We start from the raw sequence: 25,490 nt of genomic DNA, 5'->3' as shown, positions 1-25,490 counted from the left end.
AAGCCAACGCACATGCAGCTTGAAGTATGACGGGTATAGAGCGTTTTGCGCAGACTCATCACGATAGGGGAAGGGGATGTCAGGATTTAAAGCAGATTTCATGTGGGGTGGCGCTGTCGCCGCTCATCAACTGGAAGGTGGCTGGCAGGAGGGCGGTAAAGGCATTAGCGTTGCTGATGTCATGACGGCGGGGGCGCACGGCGTGGCGCGTGAAATTACTGACGGTGTGATTGCCGGTAAAAACTACCCTAACCACGATGCCATCGATTTTTATCATCGCTATAAAGACGACATCAAGCTGTTTGCCGAAATGGGGTTTAAATGCTTTCGTACTTCTATTGCCTGGACGCGGATTTTCCCTTTAGGTGATGAAGCGCAACCTAATGAAGCTGGCCTGCAGTTCTATGATGACCTGTTTGACGAATGCCTGAAATATGGCACTGAACCGGTGATTACGTTGTCGCACTTCGAGATGCCCTACCATCTGGTGACGGAATATGGCGGCTGGCGCAACCGTAAGCTTATCGATTTCTTTGTCCGTTTTGCCCGGGTGGTTTTCACTCGTTTCCAGCACAAAGTGAAGTACTGGATGACGTTTAATGAGATTAACAATCAGGCAAATTATCACGAAGACTTCGCGCCCTTTACTAACTCTGGCCTGAAATATCTGCCTGGCGAAGACCGCGAGCCGGTCATGTACCAGGCGGCGCACTACGAGCTGGTGGCCAGCGCGCTGGCGGTAAAGGTCGCTCGTGAAATTAACCCGGCGCTGCAAATTGGCTGCATGATTGCGATGTGCCCAATTTATCCGCTGACCTGTGCGCCGAACGACATGATGATGGCGATGAACGCTATGCACCGGCGTTACTGGTTTACTGACGTCCATGTGCGCGGCAAATACCCGCAGCATCTTCTCAATTACTTTACCCGTCGTGGCTTTGAACTGGATATCACCCAGGAAGACCTTCAGGCGCTGACCGAGGGCTGCGTTGATTACATCGGCTTTAGCTATTATATGTCTTTCGCGACCCAGGCAACGGCGGACAACCCACAGCTGGATTACGACGAGTCGAAAAGCCTGGTTTCCAACCCGTATGTGCAGAAATCGGACTGGGGCTGGCAGATTGATCCGGTTGGCCTGCGCTATTCGCTGAACTGGTTCTGGGATCATTATCAGTTGCCGCTGTTTATTGTAGAAAATGGCTTTGGCGCGATTGACGTGCAGCAGGCTGACGGCTCGGTGGATGATTCCTATCGTATTGACTATATGGCCGCACATATCCGCGAAATGAAAAAAGCGGTGGTGGAAGATGGCGTGGATCTGATGGGCTATACCCCGTGGGGCTGTATTGATTTAGTCTCAGCCGGGACGGGGGAGATGAAAAAACGCTACGGCTTTATCTATGTTGATAAAAATAATGACGGGAGTGGGACATTAGCACGCTCGCCGAAGAAATCTTTTTCCTGGTATAGAAACGTCATCCAGAACAATGCTGAAAATCTATAAAATTCATGATGTTGATAATAAGCTCCGCACTCAAAGCGGGGCTTGTTTTATACTCATCATCCGGACGCAAACGATTTTGGTTGATCCATATCAAGCGTATGCAGTGTTGCGCCAGAGACGAAAAGCGGTATAATCCGGCGATTTTTTTTGTGGTTGCCACTCGTCTGAGGAAAGGAGAAGAGTATGAAGATCGTGGAAGTCAAACACCCACTCGTCAAACACAAGCTGGGACTGATGCGTGAAAACGATATCAGCACTAAACGCTTTCGTGAACTCGCCTCGGAAGTTGGCAGCCTGCTGACTTATGAAGCAACCGCTGGTCTGGAAACCGAAAAGGTGACCATCGAAGGCTGGAACGGTCCGGTTGAAGTTGACCAAATCAAAGGTAAAAAAATCACCGTTGTGCCAATCCTGCGTGCGGGTCTGGGCATGATGGAAGGCGTACTGGAAAACGTTCCGAGCGCGCGTATCAGCGTGGTGGGGATGTACCGTAACGAAGAGACGCTGGAGCCGGTTCCGTACTTCCAGAAGCTGGTTTCTAACATCGATGAGCGTATGGCGCTGATCGTTGACCCGATGCTGGCAACCGGTGGTTCCGTTATCGCGACCATCGACCTGCTGAAAAAAGCAGGCTGCAGCAGCATTAAAGTCCTGGTGCTGGTTGCAGCGCCGGAAGGTATCGCGGCGCTGGAAAAAGCGCACCCGGATGTTGAGCTGTACACTGCCTCCATCGATCAGGGACTGAACGAGCACGGATACATTATTCCGGGGCTCGGCGATGCCGGCGATAAGATTTTTGGTACCAAGTAAACGAATAAGTGAAAAGAAGCCGACTTTAAGAGTCGGCTTTTTTTTGAATAAAACAACCCAATCGCTAATAACAAACAACACTCAGAGGAAAACACTATGACGCGCCGTGCTATCGGGGTGAGTGAAAGACCGCCGCTTTTACAGACAATCCCGCTTAGTTTGCAGCACCTGTTCGCCATGTTTGGCGCAACGGTACTGGTGCCAGTCCTGTTTCATATCAACCCAGCTACCGTTCTGCTGTTTAACGGCATTGGTACGTTACTGTATCTCTTTATTTGCAAAGGAAAAATTCCGGCTTACCTCGGTTCAAGCTTTGCGTTCATTTCCCCGGTTCTGCTGCTGCTCCCGCTAGGGTATGAAGTGGCGCTGGGCGGTTTCATTATGTGTGGCATCCTGTTCTGCCTGGTTTCGTTCATCGTTAAGAAAGCCGGTACTGGCTGGCTGGATGTGATGTTCCCGCCTGCGGCGATGGGCGCAATCGTTGCCGTCATCGGTCTGGAGCTGGCGGGTGTCGCTGCGGGTATGGCGGGATTACTGCCTGCTGAAGGACAAGCGCCAGACTCAACAACCATCATCATCTCAATGGTGACGCTGGCGGTGACGGTATTTGGTTCCGTACTGTTCCGTGGCTTTATGGCGATTATCCCGATTTTGATTGGGGTGCTGGCCGGGTACGCGCTCTCCTTCGTGATGGGCGTCGTGGACACTACGCCGATAGCGCAGGCCCACTGGTTTGCGCTGCCAACGTTTTACACGCCGCGCTTTGAATGGGTCGCTATTCTGACCATTCTGCCTGCGGCGCTGGTGGTGATTGCTGAACACGTCGGCCACCTGGTGGTAACGGCGAATATCGTGAAAAAAGATTTGATTCGCGATCCTGGCCTGCATCGTTCTATGTTTGCTAACGGCCTGTCGACGGTGATCTCCGGCTTCTTCGGTTCGACGCCTAACACCACCTACGGCGAAAACATCGGCGTCATGGCGATTACCCGCGTTTACAGTACCTGGGTTATTGGCGGCGCGGCGATTTTCGCCATTCTGCTCTCCTGCGTGGGTAAACTGGCTGCGGCGATCCAAATTATTCCACTGCCGGTCATGGGCGGTGTATCTCTGCTGCTGTACGGCGTGATTGGCGCTTCCGGTATTCGCGTACTGATCGAGTCAAAAGTTGACTACAACAAAGCACAGAACCTGATCCTGACCTCGGTCATTTTGATCATCGGCGTCAGCGGCGCGAAAGTTCACATCGGTGCTGCTGAGCTGAAAGGCATGGCGCTGGCGACCATTGTGGGTGTCTGTCTGAGCCTGATTTTCAAAGTTATCAGCCTGCTGCGTCCGGAAGAAGTGGTGCTCGACGCCAAAGATGCCGACACTGAGCAACAGTAAACCTTTGACCGGGCGGCGATGCTGCCCGGTTCTATCGCGACGCATTTCTGTGTTAAACTCAACGCGATTTTATGAAATCCTGGGTTGAGGTATCTCTGAACACACCGGCACAGCTCTCTTTGCCACTTTATCTTCCTGACGACGAAACTTTCGCAAGTTTCTGGCCGGGGGATAACTCCTCTTTACTGGCTGCACTGCAAAACGTGCTGCGTCAGGAACATAGCGGGTATATTTATCTTTGGTCGCGTGAAGGCGCTGGCCGTAGCCATTTGCTGCATGCAGCCTGTGCGGAACTGTCCGCGCGCGGCGATGCGGTAGGCTATGTGCCGCTCGACAAACGCACCTGGTTCGTCCCCGAGGTGCTCGACGGGATGGAGCATTTATCGCTGGTCTGCATCGACAACATCGAATGTGTGGCCGGTGATTCGCTGTGGGAAATGGCGATCTTTGATCTCTACAACCGTATCCTGGAGTCGGGGAAAACACGCCTGCTGATCACCGGCGATCGCCCGCCAAGACAGCTAAATCTGGGATTGCCGGATCTCGCCTCGCGTCTGGACTGGGGACAAATCTACAAGCTACAGCCGCTTTCTGATGAGGATAAACTGCAGGCGTTGCAATTACGCGCCAGGCTACGTGGGTTTGAACTGCCGGAAGATGTGGGACGCTTCCTGCTTAAGCGTCTGGATCGGGAAATGCGTACGCTGTTTATGACGCTGGATCAGCTTGATCACGCATCGATCACCGCCCAGCGAAAGCTGACGATCCCCTTCGTAAAAGAAATTCTGAAGCTGTAAGCGCCGCAGCCGGAAAACTGCGGCAGTCTTAAGATTAACCGACGATTTCCAGTACCTGCTCCGGCGGACGTCCAATTCGCGCCTGGCCTTTGGCAACCACAATTGGACGCTCCATCAGTTTCGGGTTTTCTACCATTGCCTGAATCAGCGCATCTTCACTCAGGTTTTTGTCCGCTAGGTTAAGCGACTTATAGAGATCTTCTTTCTGGCGCATCAGCTCACGCGCGCTGGACATACCCAGCATCTGCAGAAGTTCACGCAGAGTCGCGGCGTCAGCCGGGGTTTCCAGATACAGCACCACTTCCGGGTCCACGCCGTTGGACTTCAGTAATTCCAGCGTTTCACGGCTCTTGGAGCAGCGTGGGTTATGGTAGATTTTAATCGCGTCTGACATTTTTCTTTCCTGTTACATCTTGGTGTACGGTTTAAAGCGCTCTTGCAGCTGGCGTAGCTGGTCGATACGGGCATCGTATCTGGCCTGCTGCTGGCTGCCCAGTTTCACCTGAGAGCTTGCGCTGCTGAGCATTGAAATCGCCTGATCCAGACGTCCGGCGAGGGCATACCCTTCTGCGCGCGCCGCCAGCTCCTGATCGCGGTTATTCAGGTTGGCTTCCGTTTGCGCTAACAAATCCCAGCCGTTAGGGTCGTCCTTATGGTTAAACGTATAGCGATTCAGGATGGTCGCCGCCTCTTTGGCTTGTCCACCCTGTAAATACGCATTCGCCAGGTTGAGCTGAAGGACCGGGTTAGTGCGCAGGTCGCGGGCGTTTTTCAGGCGGTTAATGGCATCACTGGTTTTCTTCTGGCCGAGATCAATATCCGTTGCCAGGTCGAGATACCAGGCATTGTTAGCATCCGCCGCGAGCAGCGGCTGTAGCGCTTTACGTGCTTCGTCATATTTGCTGGCTTCCATCGCCTGCAATGCCCGGCCATACTGGGCTGCACGTTGTTCACGTACGTTGCCTTTCGACCAGTTATCCAGTAGATCGCTGGTTAACTGGTTGCGGCCTGAATTGTACATGCCCAAGGTTCGTGCCTTAGCCAGATAAAAATCTTCTGACGACTGGACGACCACCGGACGCATCTGGTTGGCGCGGTTACGGGCATCCGACAGGCGGCTTTCAGGCAGGGGGTGAGTCAGCAAAATTTCCGGCGGACGCGAAGAGTAACGGGCCTGATCGAGCAGTTTTTCGAGGAACGTCGGCATGGCCTGGGGATCAAAGCCCGAACGTTGCAGTACCTGAATACCGATGCGGTCTGCTTCCTGTTCATTCTGTTGCGTAAAGCTAATCATCCCCTGGCGAGTACCCGCCAGTGTACCGGTTAACGCCGCCATCCCTGCCTGCGGGCTGGCCATTGCTAATAAAATCGAGCCTAATGCGCCAACCCATGTCAGCGGTGCGCTACGTTTCTGATCTTCCATCGCGCGCGCCAGGTGACGTTGTGTGACGTGGGAGATTTCGTGCGCCATGACCGACGCCAGTTGGCTTTCGTTATCGGAATAGCGGAATAGCGCGGAGTGCAAAACAACGTTGCCGCCAAAGAAAGCAAAGGCGTTGATTTCATCGTTGTTAATCAAAAAGAAGGTGAAGGGTGTTTTTACCGAGTCGGCGTGCGAGACCAGACGCATCCCCAGCGCATTAATGTATTGGGTGAGCAATGGATCGTTAATTAATGGCGCACTACCGCGCAACTGGCGTACGTAATAATCGCCCATCTGCATTTCCTGTCCTATGGAAAGCGTACTCCCTGCCGAGGTTCCCATATCAGGCAGGGTGTCCGCGGTGTCTGCAAATGCGGGCGCGACCTGACCGATAGTCAGTGCGGCAATGAGGGTAGCAACCAGGTTTTTTTTCAACTGCCTGAACATAACCTCTGTCCTGTATTCTTTTTTGAGATAGCCATTTGACCAATGCCGTGAAGTATCGTTCACACTCTGCAAGCTTAGGGAGTGTAACTGTGAAACCTGACGATGAACACCCAGGAAAAATGTCTTTTCACTTTGCGTAATCAGTCATAAAAAGCGAAGTCTTTTTTGTGACATTTCGATACAATTCGGGATCGCAATCCCGCTATTGAGGTTCAGGGAAGGTTTTATGCTCGAAATGTTGACGCAATGGTATCGCCGCCGCTTTAGCGACCCAGAGGCTATTGCCTTGCTGATTATTCTGGTTGCCGGTTTTGGCATCCTGTTCTTCTTTAGTGGTCTGTTGGCGCCGCTGCTGGTCGCGATTGTGCTGGCTTATCTGCTGGAATGGCCTACCGCCCGGCTGGAAAATATCGGTTGCTCGCGGCGCTGGGCGACGTCAATTGTGCTGGTGGTGTTTGTCGGTATTTTACTGCTGATGGCGTTTGTGGTAATGCCTGTTGCATGGCAGCAAGGCATCTATCTGATACGCGATATGCCTGGCATGCTCAACAAGTTGTCTGACTTTGCCGCCACCTTACCGCGACGTTATCCGGCGCTGATGGATGCGGGCATCATTGATGCGATGGCGGAAAATATGCGTTCCCGGATGCTCACCATGGGCGATTCAGTGGTGAAATATTCGCTGGCTTCACTGGTTGGTTTACTGACGCTGGCGGTCTATCTGGTGCTTGTCCCACTGATGGTATTCTTTTTGGTGAAGGATAAAAGCCAGATGTTGAATGCTGTGCGCCGGGTGCTGCCGCGAAATCGTGGACTGGCAGGACAGGTCTGGAAAGAAATGAACCAGCAAATCACCAACTATATCCGCGGTAAAGTACTGGAGATGGTGGTGGTCGGTGTTGCAACCTGGCTGGGTTTCCTGATGTTTGGCCTTAACTACTCTCTGCTGCTGGCGGTGCTGGTGGGGTTCTCTGTGCTGATCCCGTATATCGGCGCGTTTGTGGTGACGATTCCGGTTGTTGGTGTGGCGTTATTCCAGTTCGGTCTCGGTACCGAGTTCTGGAGCTGTTTCGCCGTGTACCTGATAATCCAGGCGCTGGACGGCAATCTGCTGGTTCCCGTACTCTTCTCCGAAGCCGTAAATTTGCATCCGCTGGTCATTATTCTCTCAGTCGTAATATTCGGCGGTCTGTGGGGATTCTGGGGCGTTTTCTTTGCCATTCCGCTGGCGACGCTAATCAAAGCCGTGGTGCATGCCTGGCCGGATGGTCAGACGGTTGACGAACCCTAATCTGTAAGATCCGGCGATATCATGTCGCCGGATCCGAACTTGTCTGACCTCTATCCACACTTTCTGAATAATCTCTTCTGCTGTCGTTTTTCTCCGCATTTGTCTTTAACTTGACCTGCGTGATGTCTTTCTGTCACGCAAGGAATAAGACCAACAGGAGAACAAAATGGGCCACAACACACACACGCAGCAAAAGGTGGGATGGGGCGGTTATCTCGCTTTTTTTATTACGATTATCCTTTTTTCCGGCATGTTTGCGAAAAGTACCGAATGGTGGCGGGTCTTTGACTTCACCGTCCTCAACGGCGCGTTTGGGCAGATTAATGCGGCGGGTGACACGGCGGTCTCTTTTCGCGGCTCTGGAGGGATGGGGGCCAAAGACGGCTTCTTATTCGCGCTTGAGCTGGCACCTTCCGTCATTCTTTCACTCGGGATTATTTCCGTCACCGAAGGGTTGGGTGGTTTACGTGCGGCACAACAGCTGATGACGCCGGTCCTGCGCCCGTTACTCGGTATTCCGGGAGTTTGTTCGCTGGCGCTAATTGCGAATTTGCAAAATACCGATGCCGCGGCCGGGATGACCAAAGAGATGGCGGAAGAGGGCATTATTACTGAACAGGAGCGTGCCATTTTTGCCTGCTGGCAAACCAGCGGTAGCGCGTGTATTACCAACTATTTTTCCTCTGGCGCTGCGCTGTTTACGGTGGTTACCGTTCCGGTGATTACGCCGCTGGCGGTGATCCTTGTCTTCAAATTTGTGGGAGCGAATCTGCTGCGTTTGTGGATTGCGCAGCTGGAAAATCGCCGTCTGCAGCAGGAGGTCTGAGATGACAACGCAGGTACGTAAAAACGTCATGGATATGTTTATCGATGGCGCGCGGCGGGGGTTTACAATTGCTACAACCAGCCTGTTACCTAACGTGGTGATGGCGTTTGTGATTATTCAGGCGCTGAAGGTGACGGGATTGCTCGAGATTGTCGGGCGGGTGTGCGAACCGGTGATGGCGCTGTGGGGGCTACCGGGAGAATCTGCCACCGTGCTGCTGGCGGCGGTGATGAGTATGGGAGGCGGCGTCGGCGTTTGTGCCAGTCTGGTTGTTGCTGGTACGCTTTCGGGACATGATGCGACTGTATTGCTACCGGCTATCTACCTGATGGGCAATCCGGTGCAAAATGTGGGACGCTGCCTGGGAACTGCGGGGGTCCATCCCCGTTACTACCCGCTGATTATTGCGGTATGCGTCATTAATGCGCTGCTCTCTATTTGGGTTATGCAGGTAATTGCCTGACAAGGAAGGTTATGAACTGTTCAATTCTTAATTTGACGTTGTTCCAGCAGGGACACGTGTACGCGCCGGAAGATTTAGGCCGCCAGGATATTCTGGTGTCTGGCAGTACAATTGTTGCCATCGCGCCGTCGATTTCTCCTGAAGACTTCCCCGGCTGCGAGTGCATCCATCTTGACGGTGCGATTGTGTGCCCGGGGTTTATCGATCAGCACGTCCATCTGATTGGCGGCGGCGGAGAGGCAGGGCCACATACCCGTACGCCTGAAGTGCGCTTGTCGCGACTGGTTGAAGCCGGTATCACTTCCGTCGTGGGATTATTGGGAACGGACGGGATTACCCGTCATCCTGAGTCGTTGCTGGCGAAAACACGTGCGCTGGAGTTTGAAGGCATCAGCGCATGGATGCTGACCGGGGCCTATTCTCTGCCATCGCCGACAATCACCGGCAGTATCGATCGCGACGTGGCGCTGATCGATAAAGTCATTGGCGTGAAATGTGCGATTTCGGACCATCGTTCCTCCGCCCCGGACACCTCGGCGCTGGCGAACATGGCGGCGCAGTCGCGGGTAGGTGGATTGTTAGGGCGCAAACCGGGGGTAAGCGTTTTCCACATGGGTGACAGCCCGCGCATGTTGGAGCCGTTGTACAACATCCTCGAGTGCTGTGATGTCCCGATTACCAAACTGTTGCCAACGCATGTTAATCGTGCGGAACCGCTGTTCCAGGCGGCGCTGGAGTATGCCCGCCAGGGCGGTTATATCGATATCACCAGCAGCATTGATGAGCCTGTTGATCCGGCAATGGCGATTGCTACAGCGTTGCGCCAGAACGTGCCACTGTCGCGCATTACCCTGAGCTCGGATGGCAACGGCAGCCAGCCGGAATTTGATGAGTTAGGTAATCTCACCGGTATCGGTGTCGCGGGGTTTGAATCACTGGCGGAAACGGTGCGCCAGTTGGTGAAAGTTCATGCCATACCGCTGGAACAGGCGCTCTGTCCGCTGACGCGTACGGTCGCAGAATTTTTGGGACTAGAGCATAAAGGGCGTTTGGCGGTGGGATGCGATGCGGACATTCTGGTGCTGAACGACGCGCTGGAAGTGAATTACCTTTGGGCAAAGGGGAAAGCCATGGTGAAAGAGAAGCAAGCGTGTGTAAAAGGAACGTTTGAATAAACGACCTTTATGCCGGGGGGCGGCTATGCCTTACCCGGCCTACAAGTTTCGCAATATTAATAAGCTGCGTAGGCCTGATAAGCGAAGCGCCATCAGGCTTTTTCCAGCAAAACGTAAATCAGGCGTTCTCTTTCAGCCAGTTCAGTACCACGTCGTGGTGATTGCTGGTTTTGAAATCATCAAACACATGTTCAATTTTGCCTTCGGCATCAATAAGGAAGCTGATGCGGTGGATGCCATCGTAGGTCTTACCCATAAATGACTTTTCACCCCAGACGCCAAATTGCTCGCAAACCTGATGATCTTCATCAGACAGGAGCGTGAAGTTAAGCACTTCTTTCTCCGCAAATCGGGAAAGCTTCTCTGGTTTATCGGTGCTTATCCCCAGCACTTCAACACCGGCTTTTTTTAACTGATCCATGTTATCGCGCAAGCCACAGGCCTGTACGGTACAGCCGGGCGTCATGGCTTTCGGGTAGAAATAAACCAGAACACGCTGTCCCTGGAAGTCGGTTAAATTTACTTGTTCTCCGTCTTGATCCGGCAAGCTAAATTTCGGTGCGATATCACCGGCTTTCAGTGGGTTCATTACTTAACTCCATCCTGTTCATCATGCTGTGAGTAATTGACGACGTTAATACTGCCTTGCGCATTGAGTTCTGTACAGAGTGCTTTAAACGCATCCTCAATATTTGCCGAATCATGTGACGCAGGACTATGTGCGGTAATTTGAATAAACAACTGTGCAGTCTTGCCGTTTTCAGCCGGCTGTGTGCGCGAAACCAGTTCCGCAATATTCATTTGATGGCTGTCAAAAAGGGCGGTAAAGCGCTCAATCAAATGAGGCGAGTCGGGGACATCGACCTGTACCCATACCGTGGCGGGCATCGCCGGACGGGGACGCGCGGTCGTACGCTTCATCACAATCAATAAATCCAGCTCTGCGCCTTTCAACGGCAAGGTTGATTCAATCAGGGTGATGGCATTCCAGGTTCCGGATAACAGCATGATAAACGTAAACTCGTCACCCAGCATGGCCAGTCGGCTGTCTTCGATATTACAGCCACAACTGCTGACATGACGGGTGATAGTGTTCACAATTCCCGGGCGATCAGCACCCAGCGCAGTAATGACCAGATAGTGTTGCGATGGCGATGTCAAACCTGTTCTTCCTTTGAGCGGTGAGGTAATCATAAGGAAAGCATAAAAAAAACATGCATACAACAATCAGAAGGGCTATGGTCGCTTGCTTTTATTGTCGTACCAAACGTACCATTGAGACACTTGTTTGCACAGAGGATGGCCCATGTTCACGGGAAGTATTGTCGCGCTTATTACGCCGATGGATGAGAAAGGTAAAGTCTGCCGGTCGAGCCTGAAAAAACTGATTGATTATCATGTCGCCAGCGGCACCTCGGCGATCGTTTCGGTTGGCACCACCGGTGAGTCCGCTACCCTGAGTCATGATGAACATGGCGATGTGGTAATGATGACGCTGGAGCTGGCCGATGGGCGTATTCCGGTTATTGCCGGAACGGGCGCCAATGCGACCGCAGAAGGCATTAGTCTGACGCAGCGTTTTAACGACAGCGGTGTTGTCGGCTGCCTGACGGTGACGCCTTACTACAACCGCCCAACTCAGGAAGGTTTGTTCCAGCATTTCAAAGCCATCGCGGAACATACTGACCTGCCGCAAATTCTGTATAATGTGCCGTCCCGTACTGGCTGCGATATGCTGCCGGAAACCGTGGGTCGCCTGGCGAAGGTAAAAAATATTGTCGCTATCAAAGAGGCCACAGGGAACTTAAGTCGTGTTCACCAGATCAAAGAGCTGGTTTCAGACGATTTTATTCTGCTTAGCGGTGATGATGCGACCGGACTGGACTTCATGCAGCTTGGTGGTCATGGCGTGATTTCCGTAACGGCTAACGTTGCGGCACGCGATATGGCCGAAATGTGCAAACTGGCGGCAGAAGGGCATTTTGCCGAGGCGCGGGTGATCAACCAACGTCTGATGCCGTTACACAACAAACTATTTGTCGAACCCAATCCTATCCCAGTGAAATGGGCATGTAAGGAGTTGGGACTTGTGGCGACCGATACGCTACGTTTGCCGATGACGCCAATCACGGACAATGCTCGTGATATCGTCAAAGCGGCGCTTAAGCATGCCGGTTTGCTGTAAAGTTTAGGGAGATTTGATGGCTTACTCAGTACAAAAGTCGCGCCTGGCCAAGGTTGCGGGTGTTTCGCTTGTTATGTTGCTCGCGGCCTGTAGTTCTGACTCGCGCTATAAGCGCCAGGTGAGCGGTGATGAATCCTATCTGGAGGCCGCACCGCTTGCTGAGCTTCACGCGCCAGCTGGGATGATTCTGCCGGTTATGACCGGCGACTATAACATCCCGGTAACCAACGGCAGCGGTGCCGTGGGTAAAGCGCTGGATATTCGCCCACCGGCTCAGCCGTTAGCATTAGTTACTGGCGCCCGTACTCAGATCGCGGGCGATACAGCGACATTGCTGGTGGAAAATGGTCGTGGCAACACGCTGTGGCCGCAGGTCGTGAGCGTTGTTCAGTCTAAAAACTACACCATCGCCAAACGTGATGATGCCAGCCAGACGCTGACTACCGATTGGGTTGACTGGAACCGTCTGGATGAAGACGAACAGTACCGTGGGCGTTATCAAATCTCGGTTAAACCGCAGGGCTATCAGCAAGCGGTGACGGTGAAACTGATTAACCTCGAGCAGGCAGGTAAACCGGTAGCCGATGCGGCATCAATGCAGCGTTACAGCGCTGAGATGATGAACGTTATCTCTGCTGGTCTGGATAAGAACGCCACCGACGCCGCGAATGCCGCGCAGAACCGTTCTGCCGCGACTATGGACGTTCAGAGTGCTGCAGATGACACCGGTTTACCGATGCTGGTGGTACGTGGACCGTTCAACGTGGTATGGCAGCGTCTGCCGGCAGCGCTGGAAAAAGTGGGCATGAAAGTGACCGACAGCACCCGTTCTCAGGGCAGCATCGCTGTGACTTACAAACCACTGTCAGACAGTAACTGGCAGGAGCTGGGCGCGAGCGATCCGGGTCTGGTATCCGGCGACTACAAACTGCAGGTCGGTGATTTAGACAACCGCAGTAGTTTGCAGTTTATCGATCCTAAGGGGCATACCCTGACGCAAAGCCAGAACGACGCGCTGGTCGCCGTCTTCCAGGCAGCGTTTAGTAAGTAAAAATAAAGGGCTGGATAACTCCAGCCCTTTTTTTCTGATATGATACGCAAACGTGTGCGTCGGCAGAAAAACGCAATATTTATCGTTAATTCACACCCAGGAGTAATAAAGATGCAAAAGCAAGCTGAGTTGTATCGTGGTAAAGCGAAGACCGTATACAGCACGGAAAACCCGGACCTGTTGGTGCTCGAATTCCGCAATGATACGTCAGCAGGGGATGGCGCGCGCATTGAACAGTTTGACCGTAAAGGTATGGTGAATAACAAATTCAACCATTTCATTATGACCAAACTGCAAGAAGCAGGCATTCCTACCCAGATGGAGCGACTGCTATCCGATACTGAATGTCTGGTGAAAAAACTGGAGATGGTACCGGTTGAATGTGTGGTACGTAACCGCGCGGCAGGCTCACTGGTTAAGCGTTTAGGCGTTGAGGAAGGTATTGAACTGAATCCGCCGTTGTTTGATCTGTTCCTGAAAAACGATGCTATGCACGATCCAATGATTAACGATTCCTATTGCGAAACTTTTGGTTGGGTGAGCAAAGAGAATCTGGCACGTATGAAAGAGCTGACTTACAAAGCCAACGACGTGCTGAAAAAGATGTTTGATGATGCTGGTCTGATTCTGGTCGACTTCAAACTTGAGTTTGGCTTGTACAAAGGTGAAGTCGTGCTGGGCGACGAATTCTCACCGGACGGTAGCCGTCTGTGGGACAAAGAAACGCTGGATAAAATGGACAAAGATCGCTTCCGCCAGAGTCTGGGCGGCCTGATCGAAGCCTATGAAGCTGTCGCGCATCGTCTGGGTGTGAAGTTAGACTAACGCCCCCCTGAGCCGGCGATCGCTCTCCGGCTCATCAATCCCGCCGATTTTGATTACTGTTTCTTATGGTAATCCTGTTCCGAACCGCCTACGATCATCATCATAATGAATAAAAAGTTGAGGTGATTATGCGCTGGCAAGGGCGTCGTGAAAGTGACAATGTGGAAGACAGACGAAACAGCGCCGGCGGCGGCCCTTCTATGGGCGGACCGGGTTTTCGTTTGCCCAGTGGTAAAGGCGGCATCATCCTGCTGATTGTGGTGCTTGTCGCGGGCTATTATGGCGTGGATCTTACCGGATTAATGACCGGCCAACCTGTATCCCAACAGCAATCATCACACTCCATTAGCCCAAATGATGATGAAGCGGCAAAATTCACCTCGGTGATACTGGCAACGACCGAAGATACCTGGGGGCAGCAGTTTGAAAAAATGGGCCGGACCTACCAACAGCCGAAGCTGGTGATGTATCGTGGCGCGACGCGTACCGGCTGCGGTGCGGGCCAGTCCGTGATGGGGCCGTTTTATTGCCCGGCGGATGGTACGGTGTATATCGACCTCTCATTCTATGATGACATGAAAAACAAGCTGGGCGCTGATGGCGATTTTGCTCAGGGCTATGTCATCGCGCACGAAGTAGGCCACCATGTGCAAAAACTACTGGGCATTGAACCGAAAGTTCGTCAGATGCAGCAAAATGCCTCTCAGGCCGAAGTGAATCGCCTTTCCGTTCGTATGGAGCTGCAGGCAGATTGCTTTGCCGGTGTCTGGGGTCACAGTATGCAGCAGCAGGGTGTACTTGAATCTGGCGATCTGGAAGAGGCGCTAAACGCCGCTCAGGCCATTGGTGATGATCGTTTGCAACAGCAGGGGCAAGGGCGCGTCGTACCGGACAGCTTTACTCACGGAACCTCTGAACAGCGTTTTACCTGGTTCAAACGCGGTTTTGATAGCGGCGATCCGGGACAATGTAATACCTTTGGTAAAGGTATTTAAGATACAGAGGCAGGGATGTCCGATAACACGGCGCTGAGGGCGTTAACCGAACAGATGGCTCGTGAGGGGAGCCGTCGTTTGCTGATTATCAGCGGCGAGGAGAACTGGTGTCAGGGGCAGGCGTTAGCGCTACGCGACATATTACCCGGCGACTGGTTGTGGGTAGGGGCGAATGCCCCTGCTGAACCGAACTGTACGCCACAGGCGCTGCAAACGTTACTGGGGCGCGAGTTTCGTCATGCAGTTTTCGACGCCGGGCAGGGATTTGACGCTGCGGCGTTTGCCGCCTTAAGCGGTACACTGCTTGCCGGCAGTTGGCTGGTTTTGCTGACCCCACCCTGGCATTCCTGGCACACGCATCCGGACGTGGATTCACTACGCTGGAGCGATTGTGCTGAGCCCATTCCCACACCGCACTTTGTTGAGCACGTCAAACGGGTGATTTCCCGCGATAGACAGGCTCTGCACTGGCAGCAGCATCAGCCGGTTTCCTGTCCGCACTTTCCTGCTCGCGCAGCCTGGCTCGCGGCAACCGGCGAACCCCAACCAGAACAGGCGATGATATTAAATCATTTGCTGGCTATGCCTCCCGGTGTGGTTGCGGTGACGGCCGCACGGGGTCGGGGCAAATCCGCTCTGGCAGGGCAACTCATAGCGCGGATTAACGGCACTGCGATTGTGACCGCACCTGCCAAAGCTGCAACGGATGTGCTGGCACAATTTGCCGCAGAGCGTTACCGCTTTATGGCGCCGGATGCACTATTAAGCAGTTCTGAAACCGCAGACTGGCTGATTGTGGATGAAGCCGCCGCGATCCCCGCGCCGCTGCTACACCAACTGGTGGCGCGTTTTCCTCGTACGCTGTTAACCACTACAGTACAAGGCTACGAGGGAACGGGTAGAGGCTTCTTGCTGAAATTCTGCGCCCGCTTCCCCAATCTTCGACGCTATGAGTTGCAACAACCCGCGCGCTGGGCGCAGGGATGTCCGCTGGAGCAAATTGTCAGCGATGCGCTGGTGTTTGATGACGAAACGTTTACGCATGCCCCATCGGGGGAGTTGTACTTCTCGGCGTTTGAGCAACACGCCTGGCATACAAACCCGGCGCTGCCGTTAGCGGTATACCAGTTGCTTTCCGGAGCGCATTATCGCACCTCGCCATTAGACCTGCGGCGAATGATGGACGCGCCTGGTCAGCATTTTCTTCAGGCATCAACCGCTGACTCAGTGGCGGGTGCTGTCTGGCTGGTCGATGAAGGGGGACTATCCGCAGAATTAAGCCAGGCCGTTTGGGCAGGATATCGCCGGCCAAGAGGCAATCTGGTTGCGCAGTCACTGGCGGCGCATGGTGGTGACCCGTTGGCGGCGACGCTCGTCGGGAGACGAGTTAGTCGAATTGCGGTTCATCCCGCTCGCCAGCGGGAAGGTATCGGGCAGCAACTGATTATGCAGGCCCATCAGTATTCCTCGCAGTGTGACTATCTTTCCGTCAGTTTTGGTTATACGGCCGAATTGTGGCGTTTTTGGCAGCGATGCGGTTTTGTCATGGTGCGAATGGGGAATCATCGTGAAGCCAGCAGCGGGTGCTATACGGCAATGGCGTTGCTTCCCATCAGTGATGCCGGGCAGCGTCTGGCTGAGCGGGAGCATCAGCGATTGCGTCGCGATGCGGCGATCCTCGCACAATGGAATGATGAGTGTATCCCGGTCGTCCCACTGAAAGAGTCTACGCTTAATGATGATGACTGGGATGAGCTGGCAGGGTTTGCCTTCGCGCATCGGCCGTTACTCACCTCACTCGGTTGCTTAAGCCGTCTTCTCCAGCACTGTGAACAGCCTCTTCCGGCGCTGCGTGGGCGTTTACAGGAAAAATGCAGTGACGCAGAACTATGCAAGCGGCTGAAGGTCTCGGGGCGCAAAGCATTGCTGCTGGTTCAGCGTGAGGAGGCGGCACAGGCGTTAGCGCAGTTGGATACCGAACGTCAGCAACGGTTACATAATCGCATTATGCAATGGCAATTTTTTCACTAACATCTTCAATTTCCTGGCATGGTCATTGCGGTTAAGCGGCGTAGAATAATTCTCATCAGTTAAGGAGATCGCCATGAAACATGACCATTTTGTTGTTCAAAGTCCCGATAAACCCGCTCAACAGCTACTGTTGCTGTTTCATGGCGTCGGCGATAACCCGGTTGCCATGGGCGAAATTGGTTCCTGGTTTGCACCACTGTTTCCGGACGCGCTGATTGTCAGTATTGGTGGCGCTGAGCCTTATAGCGCTGCCGGTGGGCGTCAATGGTTTTCTGTTCAGGGTGTAACAGAAGAGAACCGTCAGGCGCGTATTGATGCCATCATGTCGGTGTTTATCGAAACCGTTCGCTATTGGCAGAAACAGAGTGGTGTGTCACCTCAGGCCACCGCGCTGATTGGCTTTTCGCAAGGGGCGATTATGTCGCTTGAGAGCATCAAAGCCGAGCCAGGGCTGGCATCGCGGGTCATTGCCTTTAATGGTCGTTACGCCACCTTGCCGGAAGCCGCTACCACCGCTACCACAGTGCATTTGATTCACGGCGGTGAAGATCGGGTGATTGAGTTATCTCATGCGGTTGCTGCGCAGGAAGCGTTAATTCGTGCAGGTGGGGATGTGACTCTGGATATCGTCGAAAATTTGGGGCACGCCATTGATGAGCACAGCATGCAGTTCGCGCTTGATCATCTGCGCTTTACCGTACCGAAGCACTACTTTGATGAAGCGCTGAGCGGTGGTAAGCCTCACGATGATGATGTGATTGAAATGATCTGATTGATAACCGTAGGCCGGATAAGGCGAAGCCGCCATCCGGCATGACAGTCAGTGATAGTGCCGGATAGCAACGTGATATGTGTTATCCGGCCTACAAATTATTTCTTCGGCTGATCCTTATTCGGCCAATCGTCGTCATCGTCCCATTTATCGTTAAAATCACGATGCGGGGGAAGTTCCGGCTTATTGGCGAGAAACTTCTTGTGGTCGACACGCTTAAGATCTTTGATCACATTCAGCAGTACCCCCACCAGAAACACCAGCACTAAAATCCACCAATATTTTGCCAGCCAGTCCATGCTCATTTCCTCTTGCAGGAACACTCATCAGGCGACGAGTTGTTCCATGATACGTTGATACATACGGGCAAGCAGCTGCAGGTCGGCGGCATTGACGCATTCATTTATTTTATGAATGGTGGCATTGACCGGCCCAAGTTCCACCACCTGTGCCCCCATGCGGGCAATAAAGCGCCCGTCGGATGTCCCGCCTGTCGTCAGTAACTGCGGTTTAATCTCATTATAGTGCTCAATGGCGTTCACCACTGCATCCACCAGTTTACCGCGTTCGGTCAGGAACGGTTGACCGGAAAGCCACCAGTCTACTGTGTAACGCAGTTGGTGCTTGTCCAACAGTTCCAATACCCGCGACTTAATCATTTCGTCGTTTAATTCGGTGCTGAAACGGAAGTTGAACTGAATAAACAGTTCGCCAGGGATGACGTTGTTGCTGCCCGTGCCCGCCTGAATATTGGCAATCTGCATGCTGGTTGCCGGGAAGAACTCATTGCCTTGATCCCACTCAATCGCCACCAGCTCATTGAGCATTGGCGCAGCCCGGTGCACCGGGTTATCGGCCAGATGTGGGTAGGCTACGTGGCCCTGCACGCCATGAATGGTCAGGTTGCAGGTCAGTGAACCACGACGTCCATTTTTCACCACGTCACCGACGATTTCGGTGCTGGACGGCTCACCGACCAGGCAATAATCCAGCCGCTCATTACGCGCCATCAGCGTTTCAACCACCTTCACGGTGCCGTTTTTAGCGCTGGCTTCTTCGTCAGAGGTTATCAAAAACGCCAGACGACCCTGATGGTCTGGATGCTGTGCGACAAAACGCTCTGCGGCCACGACCATTGCCGCCAGCGAACCTTTCATATCGGCCGCACCGCGTCCGAACAGCATGCCGTCGCGAATGGTCGGTTCAAACGGCGGATTGATCCACCGATCAACATCGCCTGCGGGCACTACGTCGGTGTGACCGGCAAATGCCAGGGTCTCACCTTTTCCGCGCCATGCCCAAAAATTCTGTGTGTCACCAAAATCCATTCGCTCAACGGTAAAACCTACCGCACGCAGGCGTTCAATCATTAACGCCTGGCACCCGGCATCATCCGGGCTCAGAGATGGACGGCGAATAAGCTGCTGTGTCAGCTCAATAACCGGGCACGACATAGATTACACCTCATTAAAAAACTGCGTATAACTGGATTCGCTGAAACCAAGCAGCATAGGCTTACCCGGCGCGCAGAGCAATGGGCGTTTGATAATTGCAGGCATTTCAATCATCAATGAGGCGGCAGCAGTGGCATTAGTGATTTGATTACGCGTTGCTTCATCCAGTTTGCGCCAGGTGGTTCCCCGCGTATTGAGCAGCGCCTCCCAGCCTAACTCGTTGATAAAGGACTGTAACAGCGTGTTGTCCAGACCGTCGACACGATAATCATGGAAGCGGTAGTCAATACCCTGCGTTTCCAGCCAGCGTCAGGCCTTTTTAATTGTATCGCAATTCTTAATGCCGTAGAGGGTGATCATGTGAATCCTTATTAACGTATTTTGAATACTTATTCTTGTATTCTCGCGTTTCTGATAATACATATTGTCATTCATTCGTTATAGAAAAATATAACATTGTTGAACAACGGTGAATAATGATTCCTGAAAGTTCCAAAATTTCACGTCGATCGGTATTTCAGAATTAACCTGTTTGCATCAGTCTGTTTTTCCATCAAAATTGTCAAAGTCGTAGATTATGTGTGAATATTTCAAAATATTGCAGTGAGTCACATAAAATTTATGGGTATAGCGCATAGTGATGACATGACCCCAAGCACTGGAGGATGTAATCACAACCATCGGTTAAATTATCTTCTTTTAATGAGGATGATTTCGTAGAATGCCCATAATAATAAGAGAGGTTGTTATGATTGAACGTGAACTGGGGAACTGGAAAGACTTTATCGAAGTGATGCTTCGTAAATAATTTTCTGGAAGAAATTCATATCCTGCAAAGGATGAAAAAGGCGACTCATCGTAAGTCGCCTTTTTTGTGCCCGATTATTCCGGGCGTGGTTTCAACGGGAAGCGTCTGCGTACCAGCACAAAGAACAGAGGCACGAAGTAAATCGCCAGGATCGTGGCTGAAATCATCCCGCCCATTACGCCAGTCCCCACCGCATGCTGGCCGCCGGAGCCAGCACCGCTGCTGATTGTCATCGGCAGTACCCCGAAGATAAACGCCAGTGACGTCATCAGAATCGGACGCAAGCGCTGGCGACAGGCATGCAGTGTGGCATCGAGCAGATCGTGTCCTTTTTCGTTCATCTCATTGGCGAATTCAACAATCAATATCGCGTTCTTTGCCGAAAGCCCGATAACGGTGAGTAACCCGACCTGGAAGTACACATCGTTTTCCAGACCACGCATCCAGGTCGCCAACAGCGCGCCAATGACACCCAACGGTACGACCAGCATAACGGAGAACGGTACCGACCAGCTCTCGTACAGCGCAGCCAGACACAGGAACACGACCAACAGTGAAATAGCGTACAGGGCAGGAGCCTGAGATCCCGATAACCGTTCCTGATAAGACATCGCTGTCCATTCGAGGCCGAATCCGGTCGGCAACTGATGGACCAGCGATTCCATGATGTCCATCGCAGTACCAGTGCTGACGCCGGGGGCTGCTTCGCCGACGATCTCGACGGCGGAGTAGCCGTTATAGCGTTCCAGACGCGGTGAACCGGTTTCCCAGCGCGATGTGGCAAAGGCCGAGAAAGGCACCATGCCGCCGCTATTGTTGCGCACGTACCACAGGTTTATATCGTCCGGGAGCATGCGGTATTTTGCCGCAGCCTGGACGTAAACCTTCTTCACGCGGCCCCTGTCCATAAAGTCGTTTACGTAACTGGAGCCCCACGCCGTTTGCAATGTGTCGTTGATGTCATCAATGGAAACGCCCAGCGCCTGGGCTTTGCGCTGATCGATATCAATTTGCAACTGCGGACTGTCGTCCAGACCGTTATGACGAACGCGGGTCAGGGATGCGTCCTTCCCGGCCAGCTCAATCAGCTTGTCGCGCGCGGCCATTAACGCGTCATGACCGGCACCAGCGTGATCCTGCAGTTCCATATCGAAACCGGCAGAGCTTCCGAGGCCGCTAATCGCCGGAGGACTGCTGGCGAAGACGCGGGCCTCTTTAATCTTATTAAAGGCTTTAGTCGCACGTTCGATGATAGCGAAAGAGGTTCCGGTGGTAGTGTCGCGCTCATCCCAGTCTTTTAAGCGGACAAACATACGCGCTACGTTTTGACCGTTCCCGCCCGGGCCGGAACCGACCGTGGAAAAGACCGACATAATGTTGTCTTTCTCATGGGTGAAGTAATACTTCTCCACTTCCTGCACCACCTTCAACGTTTGCTGCTGCGTGGAGCCGCTGGGCAACTGTACCGAGGTGGTAAACATCCCGCGGTCTTCTAACGGCAAGAAGGACGTTGGCAGGCGCAGGAACAGGAACACCATGCCGCCAAGCAGCAGTCCGTAGATCAGTATCCAGCGCAGGCTGCGATGCAGGATCCGCGCAACGCCTTTTTCGTAACGCTCAGCGTTGCGGTTAAACATCCGATTAAACCAGCCGAAGAAACCCGTTTGTCCGTGATGTTCACCCTTATGCAGGGGTTTGAGCAAGGTGGCGCACAGGGCGGGGGTGAGGATCATCGCCACCAGAACGGACAACACCATCGCGGAGACGATGGTAATTGAGAACTGGCGGTAAATAGCCCCTGTCGTGCCACCGAAGAAGGCCATCGGGATAAACACCGCCGACAGCACCATGGCGATACCGACCAGCGCTCCCTGGATTTGCCCCATCGATTTTCGCGTCGCTTCACGCGGTGAGAGGCCTTCCTCACTCATAATACGCTCGACGTTTTCCACCACCACGATGGCATCATCGACCAGCAGGCCAATTGCCAGCACCATTGCAAACATTGTTAAGGTGTTAACGCTGTAGCCAAAACCATAAAGCACGGAGAAGGTGCCCATCAGGACGACGGGAACGGCGATGGTCGGGATAAGCGTGGCGCGGAAGTTTTGCAGGAACAGATACATCACGAGGAATACCAGCGCGATGGCTTCCAGCAGCGTTTTCACCACGTCGATAATTGAGGCTTTAACAAAGGAGGTGGTTTCATACGCGACCTTGTATTCCAGCCCGTGCGGGAAATACTGTGACAGTTCGTCAAGGCGGTTAAGCACCAGCTCTGCCGTTGCCATTTCATTGGCGCCGGAGGCCAGTTTCACCCCCAGACCGGAAGCCGGGTTGCCATTAAACCGGCTAAGGTAGTCGTACTTTTCCGCACCCATTTCAACCGTGGCGACGTCGCCCAGTTTAACTTCAGACCCGTCCTGGTTAACGCGAAGCGTAATTGCACGGAATTCATCCGGCGTTTGCAGCAGGGACTGGGCGTTGATCGTCGCATTTAGCGCCTGTTTGTCCACCGAAGGCGTACCGCCAAGCTGCCCAACCGCAATTTGCGCATTCTGTGATTCAATAGCGTCAGTCACATCTTTGGCGGTCATCTGAAAGCTGTTAAGTTTGGCCGGGTCGAGCCAGATACGCATCGAGTACTGTGAACCGTAAGCATCAATATCCCCTACACCGTTAATACGGCTAAGCGGGTCCTGAATATTACTCGCCACGTAGTCGGCGATGTCCTGCTTATCCATTGAGCCATCGGTGGAGACGAAGGCGATTGTCAGAATATTGGTGTCCCCGGTCTTACGCACCGTGACCCCCTGATCCTGTACCGCCTGCGGCAGCTTACGCATTGCCGATTGCAGCTGGTTTTGCACCTGCTGGACGGCCTCGTCAGGATCGGTTCCGGCAACGAAGCTAAGCGTCACCGTAGCCTGGCCTGTCCCGCTGCTCTGCGACGACATGTACATCAGGTTATCGAGACCGGTCATGTTCTGCTCGATCACCTGGGTGACGGTGTTTTCCAGAGTCTGAGCCGATGCGCCAGGATAGTTGGCGGTGACCCGCACGTTTGGCGGTGCCAGGTCGGGATATTGCTCAACGGGCAGTGAAAAAATAGCCAGGGCTCCTGTCAGGCACAACAGGATAGCTAACACCCAGGCAAAAATGGGGCGATCGATGAAAAAATTCGCCATTAAAAGAGGACCTCGTGTTTCTGCGTATCGTTATGGGTATGGCTTGCTTCACTTTAGCGGCAAGGTACGGGTCAAACGTGGAGAAAAAAAGAAGATAATGTAAATTATCATGCCCGTTTACAGCATACCTTTCGTGCCAACGCCATCAGGCCTGGATCCAGACCCGACGGCGCTTTGCGGTTCTTTACGTTAGCTCACTGTCTGATTCAGCTGAACGGAAACTGATACTCACCAGCGTTCCCCCGCCGGAAGGTTGCGAGAAGGTCAGCGTACCGCTGAGTCTCTCTGCACGCTCACGCATGATATTCAGACCGTAGTGCCCCGTAGGCTCATGAGGCTCACCGATACCGACACCGTTATCACGGATATAAACGGTATGATTACCATCCGGCGCGGTCACACAGCTGACAGCAATTTCGCTGGCATTGGCATGCTTAATGGCATTCAGCACCGCTTCACGGACGATTTGTAACAGATGCACCTGCATTTGCGCGTCCAGTGCCAGTGTTGGCAGTCGACAATCGAGAGTCAGTTTAGCCGATGTTTGATTTTGCAACGTTTCCAGCATTTCATGCAGGGCAGAAGGCAAATCGGCCTGCTGTAAGGTCAGGCGGAAGGTGGTAAGCAGTTCGCGCAATTGGCGATAAGCATCATTCAGCGCCTGGGAGAAGTCCGCCATGATGCTTTGCGCCGGAACGTTATCCTGCGGAATAGCGCGTTTCAGTAGCGTAAGCTGAATACGTAAATAAGAGAGCACCTGCGCCAGCGAGTCGTGCAGCTCGCGGGCGATAGTTGCTCGCTCTTCCATTAGCAGCAGTTGCTGAAAATGCTTTTGCGCCTGGTTGAAGTACAGCCCGCGCCCGAGCATAGTTGATACGCTGTTGAGCAGTGGTGTGGAAGCATTCACATTCGGGCTTTGCCAGTGCAGTTCACCGTAAACTGTATCTTGCATCGTGACGGGCAGGATCTGCATTGGCAGTTCAGGGCTTGCCGTTCCTTCGCTGATTCGCCAGTTATCACCGACGGTGAGCTCCAGGAAATACGCGGCGTCATGTTCGCGGACAATCTGTAAAATATGGCGGAAGCAGTACACATCAATCTGGCTGGTATTCAGTGCCTGGGAACATTGATATAACACTTCCAGGCGGCGATTGGCTTCGTGGAGATCGTGGGTTTTCTCGGCGACGGAGGCTTCCAGTGAACGGTACAGCTTATGCAACTCACTCGACATCTGGCTAAACGTTTTTGCCAGTAATCCCAGTTCGTTGGGGAGTTGTGTATCCAGCGGTGAGATATCAAACCGACCGTGTTCAATATGCTGGCTGGCCATCACCAGCTTATTCAGCGGACGCACCACCTGCTGGCGAATACGCCGTAGCGTAAAGAAGACGAGGGTGAAGATGCCGATCCCCCCCGCCAGCGATATGCCAAAAACCAACATCACCTTGCGTTCGGCATAATGCTGAAGTGCCAGCACGAAGAGATCGATTTGATCGACATAGCTATTGATATTGGCCTGGTACCATTTTAAATCGCCATCGATCAGACGGGCGTTCATTTCCAGCCAGTTGGCATGCAGGCGGCCATAGCGGCTTTTTACCGCTTGCGGGACATACCATGCGTTCAGATTTTGTAATGCGGGCGAGTTTAACGCCTGCTGGAAAAGCTGGCGGTGAGCGTTGAGCTGTGGGCTTTGGCTTTGCAGATCGTAACCCAAACGGTAGCTTTGCATGCGCAATGAGCCCGCAACGTTGATGGCCTCAGCATCCCGCAAGCTGCTGGTCAGCGTAAGCAGTGCAATACCCGTTGAGAGAATCGACAGCAACACTATATAGAAAAAAGCCTTAGCCAGGCTGGCTGAGACCGGACGCTTTACCGTCACTTGCGCACCCTCACACAATTCACGCCACGCTCCGACTCAACCTGAACGATTCAGCGTATTTGATAAATGTTAAAAAAGTAATCATGAAACTGATTGTTAAATGAAACACAATTTCATATTCGATGAAATAAATTGATCTGCCACAGGTTCTGGATAAATAGTTGTGCTTCCTGG

The 25,490-nt window shown here is 53.0% G+C and carries 24 protein-coding genes; 15 read left to right on the top strand and 9 right to left on the bottom strand.

Translation table 11 applies throughout. The features are described 5' to 3' along the window. Nucleotides 1-76: 76 nt before the first annotated feature. The 4 genes from AL515_RS17775 to AL515_RS17760 all read left to right on the top strand — a co-directional run bounded on the left by AL515_RS17775 (nucleotide 77) and on the right by AL515_RS17760 (nucleotide 4,500). Entirely contained in the window at nucleotides 77-1,507 is a 1,431-nt protein-coding gene (locus AL515_RS17775; RefSeq protein ID WP_105242186.1) for a 6-phospho-beta-glucosidase, read from the top strand. A 183-nt stretch (nucleotides 1,508-1,690) separates the two neighbouring features. After that, nucleotides 1,691-2,317, top strand: coding sequence for a uracil phosphoribosyltransferase (upp, locus tag AL515_RS17770; RefSeq protein ID WP_003037929.1), 627 nt, complete (start codon nucleotides 1,691-1,693; stop codon nucleotides 2,315-2,317). A gap of 96 nt (nucleotides 2,318-2,413) precedes the next feature. Continuing rightward, entirely contained in the window at nucleotides 2,414-3,703 is a 1,290-nt protein-coding gene (uraA, locus tag AL515_RS17765) for a uracil permease (protein WP_003037932.1), read from the top strand. Nucleotides 3,704-3,798: 95 nt separating this feature from the next. After that, the gene (locus AL515_RS17760) at nucleotides 3,799-4,500 is read left to right on the top strand and encodes a DnaA inactivator Hda (RefSeq protein WP_211924219.1); all 702 of its coding nucleotides are present in this window, start codon (nucleotides 3,799-3,801) and stop codon (nucleotides 4,498-4,500) included. Nucleotides 4,501-4,534: 34 nt separating this feature from the next. On the opposite strand, the gene arsC is transcribed toward AL515_RS17760, so the two are convergent. Both arsC and bepA read right to left on the bottom strand, forming a co-directional pair. Next, nucleotides 4,535-4,894 (bottom strand): arsenate reductase (glutaredoxin), encoded by a 360-nt coding sequence (gene arsC / locus AL515_RS17755; RefSeq protein ID WP_003037937.1) that lies wholly within the window; start codon nucleotides 4,892-4,894, stop codon nucleotides 4,535-4,537. Nucleotides 4,895-4,906: 12 nt separating this feature from the next. Next, nucleotides 4,907-6,370 carry a beta-barrel assembly-enhancing protease gene (gene bepA / locus AL515_RS17750; protein WP_048210942.1) on the bottom strand — a complete coding sequence of 488 codons (1,464 nt, stop codon included), beginning with the start codon at nucleotides 6,368-6,370 and terminating at the stop codon, nucleotides 4,907-4,909. A 226-nt stretch (nucleotides 6,371-6,596) separates the two neighbouring features. On the opposite strand from bepA, the gene AL515_RS17745 reads away from it, so the two are divergent. The 4 genes from AL515_RS17745 (at nucleotide 6,597) to iadA (ending at nucleotide 10,125) form a co-directional block, all read left to right on the top strand. Then, nucleotides 6,597-7,661: an AI-2E family transporter gene (locus AL515_RS17745; protein ID WP_061068322.1), complete on the top strand. Its 1,065-nt coding sequence runs from the start codon at nucleotides 6,597-6,599 to the stop codon at nucleotides 7,659-7,661. A gap of 166 nt (nucleotides 7,662-7,827) precedes the next feature. Next, nucleotides 7,828-8,487 (top strand): nucleoside recognition domain-containing protein, encoded by a 660-nt coding sequence (locus AL515_RS17740; RefSeq protein ID WP_003847228.1) that lies wholly within the window; start codon nucleotides 7,828-7,830, stop codon nucleotides 8,485-8,487. 1 nt (nucleotide 8,488) lies between these two features. After that, entirely contained in the window at nucleotides 8,489-8,950 is a 462-nt protein-coding gene (locus AL515_RS17735) for a YjiG family protein (protein WP_003037948.1), read from the top strand. 11 nt (nucleotides 8,951-8,961) lie between these two features. Next, entirely contained in the window at nucleotides 8,962-10,125 is a 1,164-nt protein-coding gene (gene iadA, locus AL515_RS17730; RefSeq protein ID WP_048210944.1) for a beta-aspartyl-peptidase, read from the top strand. 118 nt (nucleotides 10,126-10,243) lie between these two features. On the opposite strand, the gene bcp is transcribed toward iadA, so the two are convergent. Both bcp and AL515_RS17720 read right to left on the bottom strand, forming a co-directional pair. Further along, nucleotides 10,244-10,714, bottom strand: a complete 471-nt coding sequence (gene bcp / locus AL515_RS17725) for a thioredoxin-dependent thiol peroxidase (RefSeq protein ID WP_048210945.1) — start codon at nucleotides 10,712-10,714, stop codon at nucleotides 10,244-10,246. Beyond that, nucleotides 10,714-11,286, bottom strand: a complete 573-nt coding sequence (locus AL515_RS17720) for a glycine cleavage system transcriptional repressor (protein ID WP_197081302.1) — start codon at nucleotides 11,284-11,286, stop codon at nucleotides 10,714-10,716. The genes bcp and AL515_RS17720 overlap by 1 nt, the downstream gene beginning before the upstream one ends. Nucleotides 11,287-11,431: 145 nt before the next feature. On the opposite strand from AL515_RS17720, the gene dapA reads away from it, so the two are divergent. The 6 genes from dapA (at nucleotide 11,432) to ypfH (ending at nucleotide 17,984) form a co-directional block, all read left to right on the top strand. After that, the gene (gene dapA / locus AL515_RS17715; RefSeq protein WP_005121885.1) at nucleotides 11,432-12,310 is read left to right on the top strand and encodes a 4-hydroxy-tetrahydrodipicolinate synthase; all 879 of its coding nucleotides are present in this window, start codon (nucleotides 11,432-11,434) and stop codon (nucleotides 12,308-12,310) included. Nucleotides 12,311-12,326: 16 nt separating this feature from the next. After that, on the top strand, nucleotides 12,327-13,361 hold the full coding sequence (gene bamC, locus AL515_RS17710) for an outer membrane protein assembly factor BamC (protein WP_048210947.1): 1,035 nt from the start codon (nucleotides 12,327-12,329) through the stop codon (nucleotides 13,359-13,361). A gap of 111 nt (nucleotides 13,362-13,472) precedes the next feature. Next, nucleotides 13,473-14,186 carry a phosphoribosylaminoimidazolesuccinocarboxamide synthase gene (gene purC, locus AL515_RS17705; RefSeq protein WP_003835086.1) on the top strand — a complete coding sequence of 238 codons (714 nt, stop codon included), beginning with the start codon at nucleotides 13,473-13,475 and terminating at the stop codon, nucleotides 14,184-14,186. Nucleotides 14,187-14,314: 128 nt separating this feature from the next. Then, a complete protein-coding gene (gene ypfJ / locus AL515_RS17700; protein ID WP_061068321.1) occupies nucleotides 14,315-15,181 on the top strand; it encodes a KPN_02809 family neutral zinc metallopeptidase in 867 nt (288 codons plus the stop codon). A 15-nt stretch (nucleotides 15,182-15,196) separates the two neighbouring features. Then, a complete protein-coding gene (locus tag AL515_RS17695; RefSeq protein WP_061068320.1) occupies nucleotides 15,197-17,212 on the top strand; it encodes a tRNA(Met) cytidine acetyltransferase TmcA in 2,016 nt (671 codons plus the stop codon). A gap of 73 nt (nucleotides 17,213-17,285) precedes the next feature. Further along, the gene (ypfH, locus tag AL515_RS17690) at nucleotides 17,286-17,984 is read left to right on the top strand and encodes an esterase (protein ID WP_061068319.1); all 699 of its coding nucleotides are present in this window, start codon (nucleotides 17,286-17,288) and stop codon (nucleotides 17,982-17,984) included. A 98-nt stretch (nucleotides 17,985-18,082) separates the two neighbouring features. Here ypfH and AL515_RS17685 read toward each other — a convergent pair whose 3' ends face one another. The 3 genes from AL515_RS17685 to AL515_RS17675 are packed head-to-tail and all read right to left on the bottom strand — an operon-like array spanning nucleotide 18,083 to nucleotide 19,741. Next, nucleotides 18,083-18,283, bottom strand: coding sequence for a YpfN family protein (locus AL515_RS17685; protein ID WP_003835080.1), 201 nt, complete (start codon nucleotides 18,281-18,283; stop codon nucleotides 18,083-18,085). 27 nt (nucleotides 18,284-18,310) lie between these two features. Then, nucleotides 18,311-19,438, bottom strand: a complete 1,128-nt coding sequence (dapE, locus tag AL515_RS17680; RefSeq protein ID WP_061068318.1) for a succinyl-diaminopimelate desuccinylase — start codon at nucleotides 19,436-19,438, stop codon at nucleotides 18,311-18,313. A 3-nt stretch (nucleotides 19,439-19,441) separates the two neighbouring features. Then, nucleotides 19,442-19,741 carry an ArsC family reductase gene (locus tag AL515_RS17675; protein ID WP_225807945.1) on the bottom strand — a complete coding sequence of 100 codons (300 nt, stop codon included), beginning with the start codon at nucleotides 19,739-19,741 and terminating at the stop codon, nucleotides 19,442-19,444. 445 nt (nucleotides 19,742-20,186) lie between these two features. Here AL515_RS17675 and ypfM point away from each other — a divergent pair, with 445 nt between their 5' ends. Next, nucleotides 20,187-20,246, top strand: coding sequence for a protein YpfM (gene ypfM, locus AL515_RS17670; RefSeq protein ID WP_001386977.1), 60 nt, complete (start codon nucleotides 20,187-20,189; stop codon nucleotides 20,244-20,246). Nucleotides 20,247-20,320: 74 nt separating this feature from the next. Here the strand turns inward: ypfM and acrD are convergent, their stop codons facing one another. Together acrD and narQ are read right to left on the bottom strand one after the other, a co-directional pair. Then, a complete protein-coding gene (gene acrD, locus AL515_RS17665) occupies nucleotides 20,321-23,434 on the bottom strand; it encodes a multidrug efflux RND transporter permease AcrD (protein ID WP_061068317.1) in 3,114 nt (1,037 codons plus the stop codon). Between the two features lie 184 nt (nucleotides 23,435-23,618). Next, complete coding sequence (gene narQ / locus AL515_RS17660; protein ID WP_048210954.1) at nucleotides 23,619-25,316, bottom strand: nitrate/nitrite two-component system sensor histidine kinase NarQ; 1,698 nt, start codon at nucleotides 25,314-25,316, stop codon at nucleotides 23,619-23,621. Between the last annotated feature and the right edge of the window lie 174 nt (nucleotides 25,317-25,490).

It is taken from the genome of Citrobacter sp. FDAARGOS_156 (assembly GCF_001559235.2).
GTDB classification, from domain to species: domain Bacteria; phylum Pseudomonadota; class Gammaproteobacteria; order Enterobacterales; family Enterobacteriaceae; genus Citrobacter; species Citrobacter youngae.
Note: the sequence above shows the minus strand (reverse complement) of the source record. Positions and strands in the feature narration are given on the sequence as shown.

What these genes read in the sequence shown, in the direction of transcription:
- AL515_RS17775 (WP_105242186.1), top strand. Translation starts at nt 77, where the DNA reads ATGTCAGGATTTAAAGCAGATTTCATGTGGGGTGGCGCTGTCGCCGCT.
- upp (WP_003037929.1), top strand. Translation starts at nt 1,691, where the DNA reads ATGAAGATCGTGGAAGTCAAACACCCACTCGTCAAACACAAGCTGGGA.
- uraA (WP_003037932.1), top strand. Translation starts at nt 2,414, where the DNA reads ATGACGCGCCGTGCTATCGGGGTGAGTGAAAGACCGCCGCTTTTACAG.
- arsC (WP_003037937.1), bottom strand. Translation starts at nt 4,894, where the DNA reads ATGTCAGACGCGATTAAAATCTACCATAACCCACGCTGCTCCAAGAGC.
- bepA (WP_048210942.1), bottom strand. Translation starts at nt 6,370, where the DNA reads ATGTTCAGGCAGTTGAAAAAAAACCTGGTTGCTACCCTCATTGCCGCA.
- AL515_RS17745 (WP_061068322.1), top strand. Translation starts at nt 6,597, where the DNA reads ATGCTCGAAATGTTGACGCAATGGTATCGCCGCCGCTTTAGCGACCCA.
- AL515_RS17740 (WP_003847228.1), top strand. Translation starts at nt 7,828, where the DNA reads ATGGGCCACAACACACACACGCAGCAAAAGGTGGGATGGGGCGGTTAT.
- AL515_RS17735 (WP_003037948.1), top strand. Translation starts at nt 8,489, where the DNA reads ATGACAACGCAGGTACGTAAAAACGTCATGGATATGTTTATCGATGGC.
- iadA (WP_048210944.1), top strand. Translation starts at nt 8,962, where the DNA reads ATGAACTGTTCAATTCTTAATTTGACGTTGTTCCAGCAGGGACACGTG.
- bcp (WP_048210945.1), bottom strand. Translation starts at nt 10,714, where the DNA reads ATGAACCCACTGAAAGCCGGTGATATCGCACCGAAATTTAGCTTGCCG.
- dapA (WP_005121885.1), top strand. Translation starts at nt 11,432, where the DNA reads ATGTTCACGGGAAGTATTGTCGCGCTTATTACGCCGATGGATGAGAAA.
- bamC (WP_048210947.1), top strand. Translation starts at nt 12,327, where the DNA reads ATGGCTTACTCAGTACAAAAGTCGCGCCTGGCCAAGGTTGCGGGTGTT.
- purC (WP_003835086.1), top strand. Translation starts at nt 13,473, where the DNA reads ATGCAAAAGCAAGCTGAGTTGTATCGTGGTAAAGCGAAGACCGTATAC.
- ypfJ (WP_061068321.1), top strand. Translation starts at nt 14,315, where the DNA reads ATGCGCTGGCAAGGGCGTCGTGAAAGTGACAATGTGGAAGACAGACGA.
- AL515_RS17695 (WP_061068320.1), top strand. Translation starts at nt 15,197, where the DNA reads ATGTCCGATAACACGGCGCTGAGGGCGTTAACCGAACAGATGGCTCGT.
- ypfH (WP_061068319.1), top strand. Translation starts at nt 17,286, where the DNA reads ATGAAACATGACCATTTTGTTGTTCAAAGTCCCGATAAACCCGCTCAA.
- AL515_RS17685 (WP_003835080.1), bottom strand. Translation starts at nt 18,283, where the DNA reads ATGGACTGGCTGGCAAAATATTGGTGGATTTTAGTGCTGGTGTTTCTG.
- dapE (WP_061068318.1), bottom strand. Translation starts at nt 19,438, where the DNA reads ATGTCGTGCCCGGTTATTGAGCTGACACAGCAGCTTATTCGCCGTCCA.
- acrD (WP_061068317.1), bottom strand. Translation starts at nt 23,434, where the DNA reads ATGGCGAATTTTTTCATCGATCGCCCCATTTTTGCCTGGGTGTTAGCT.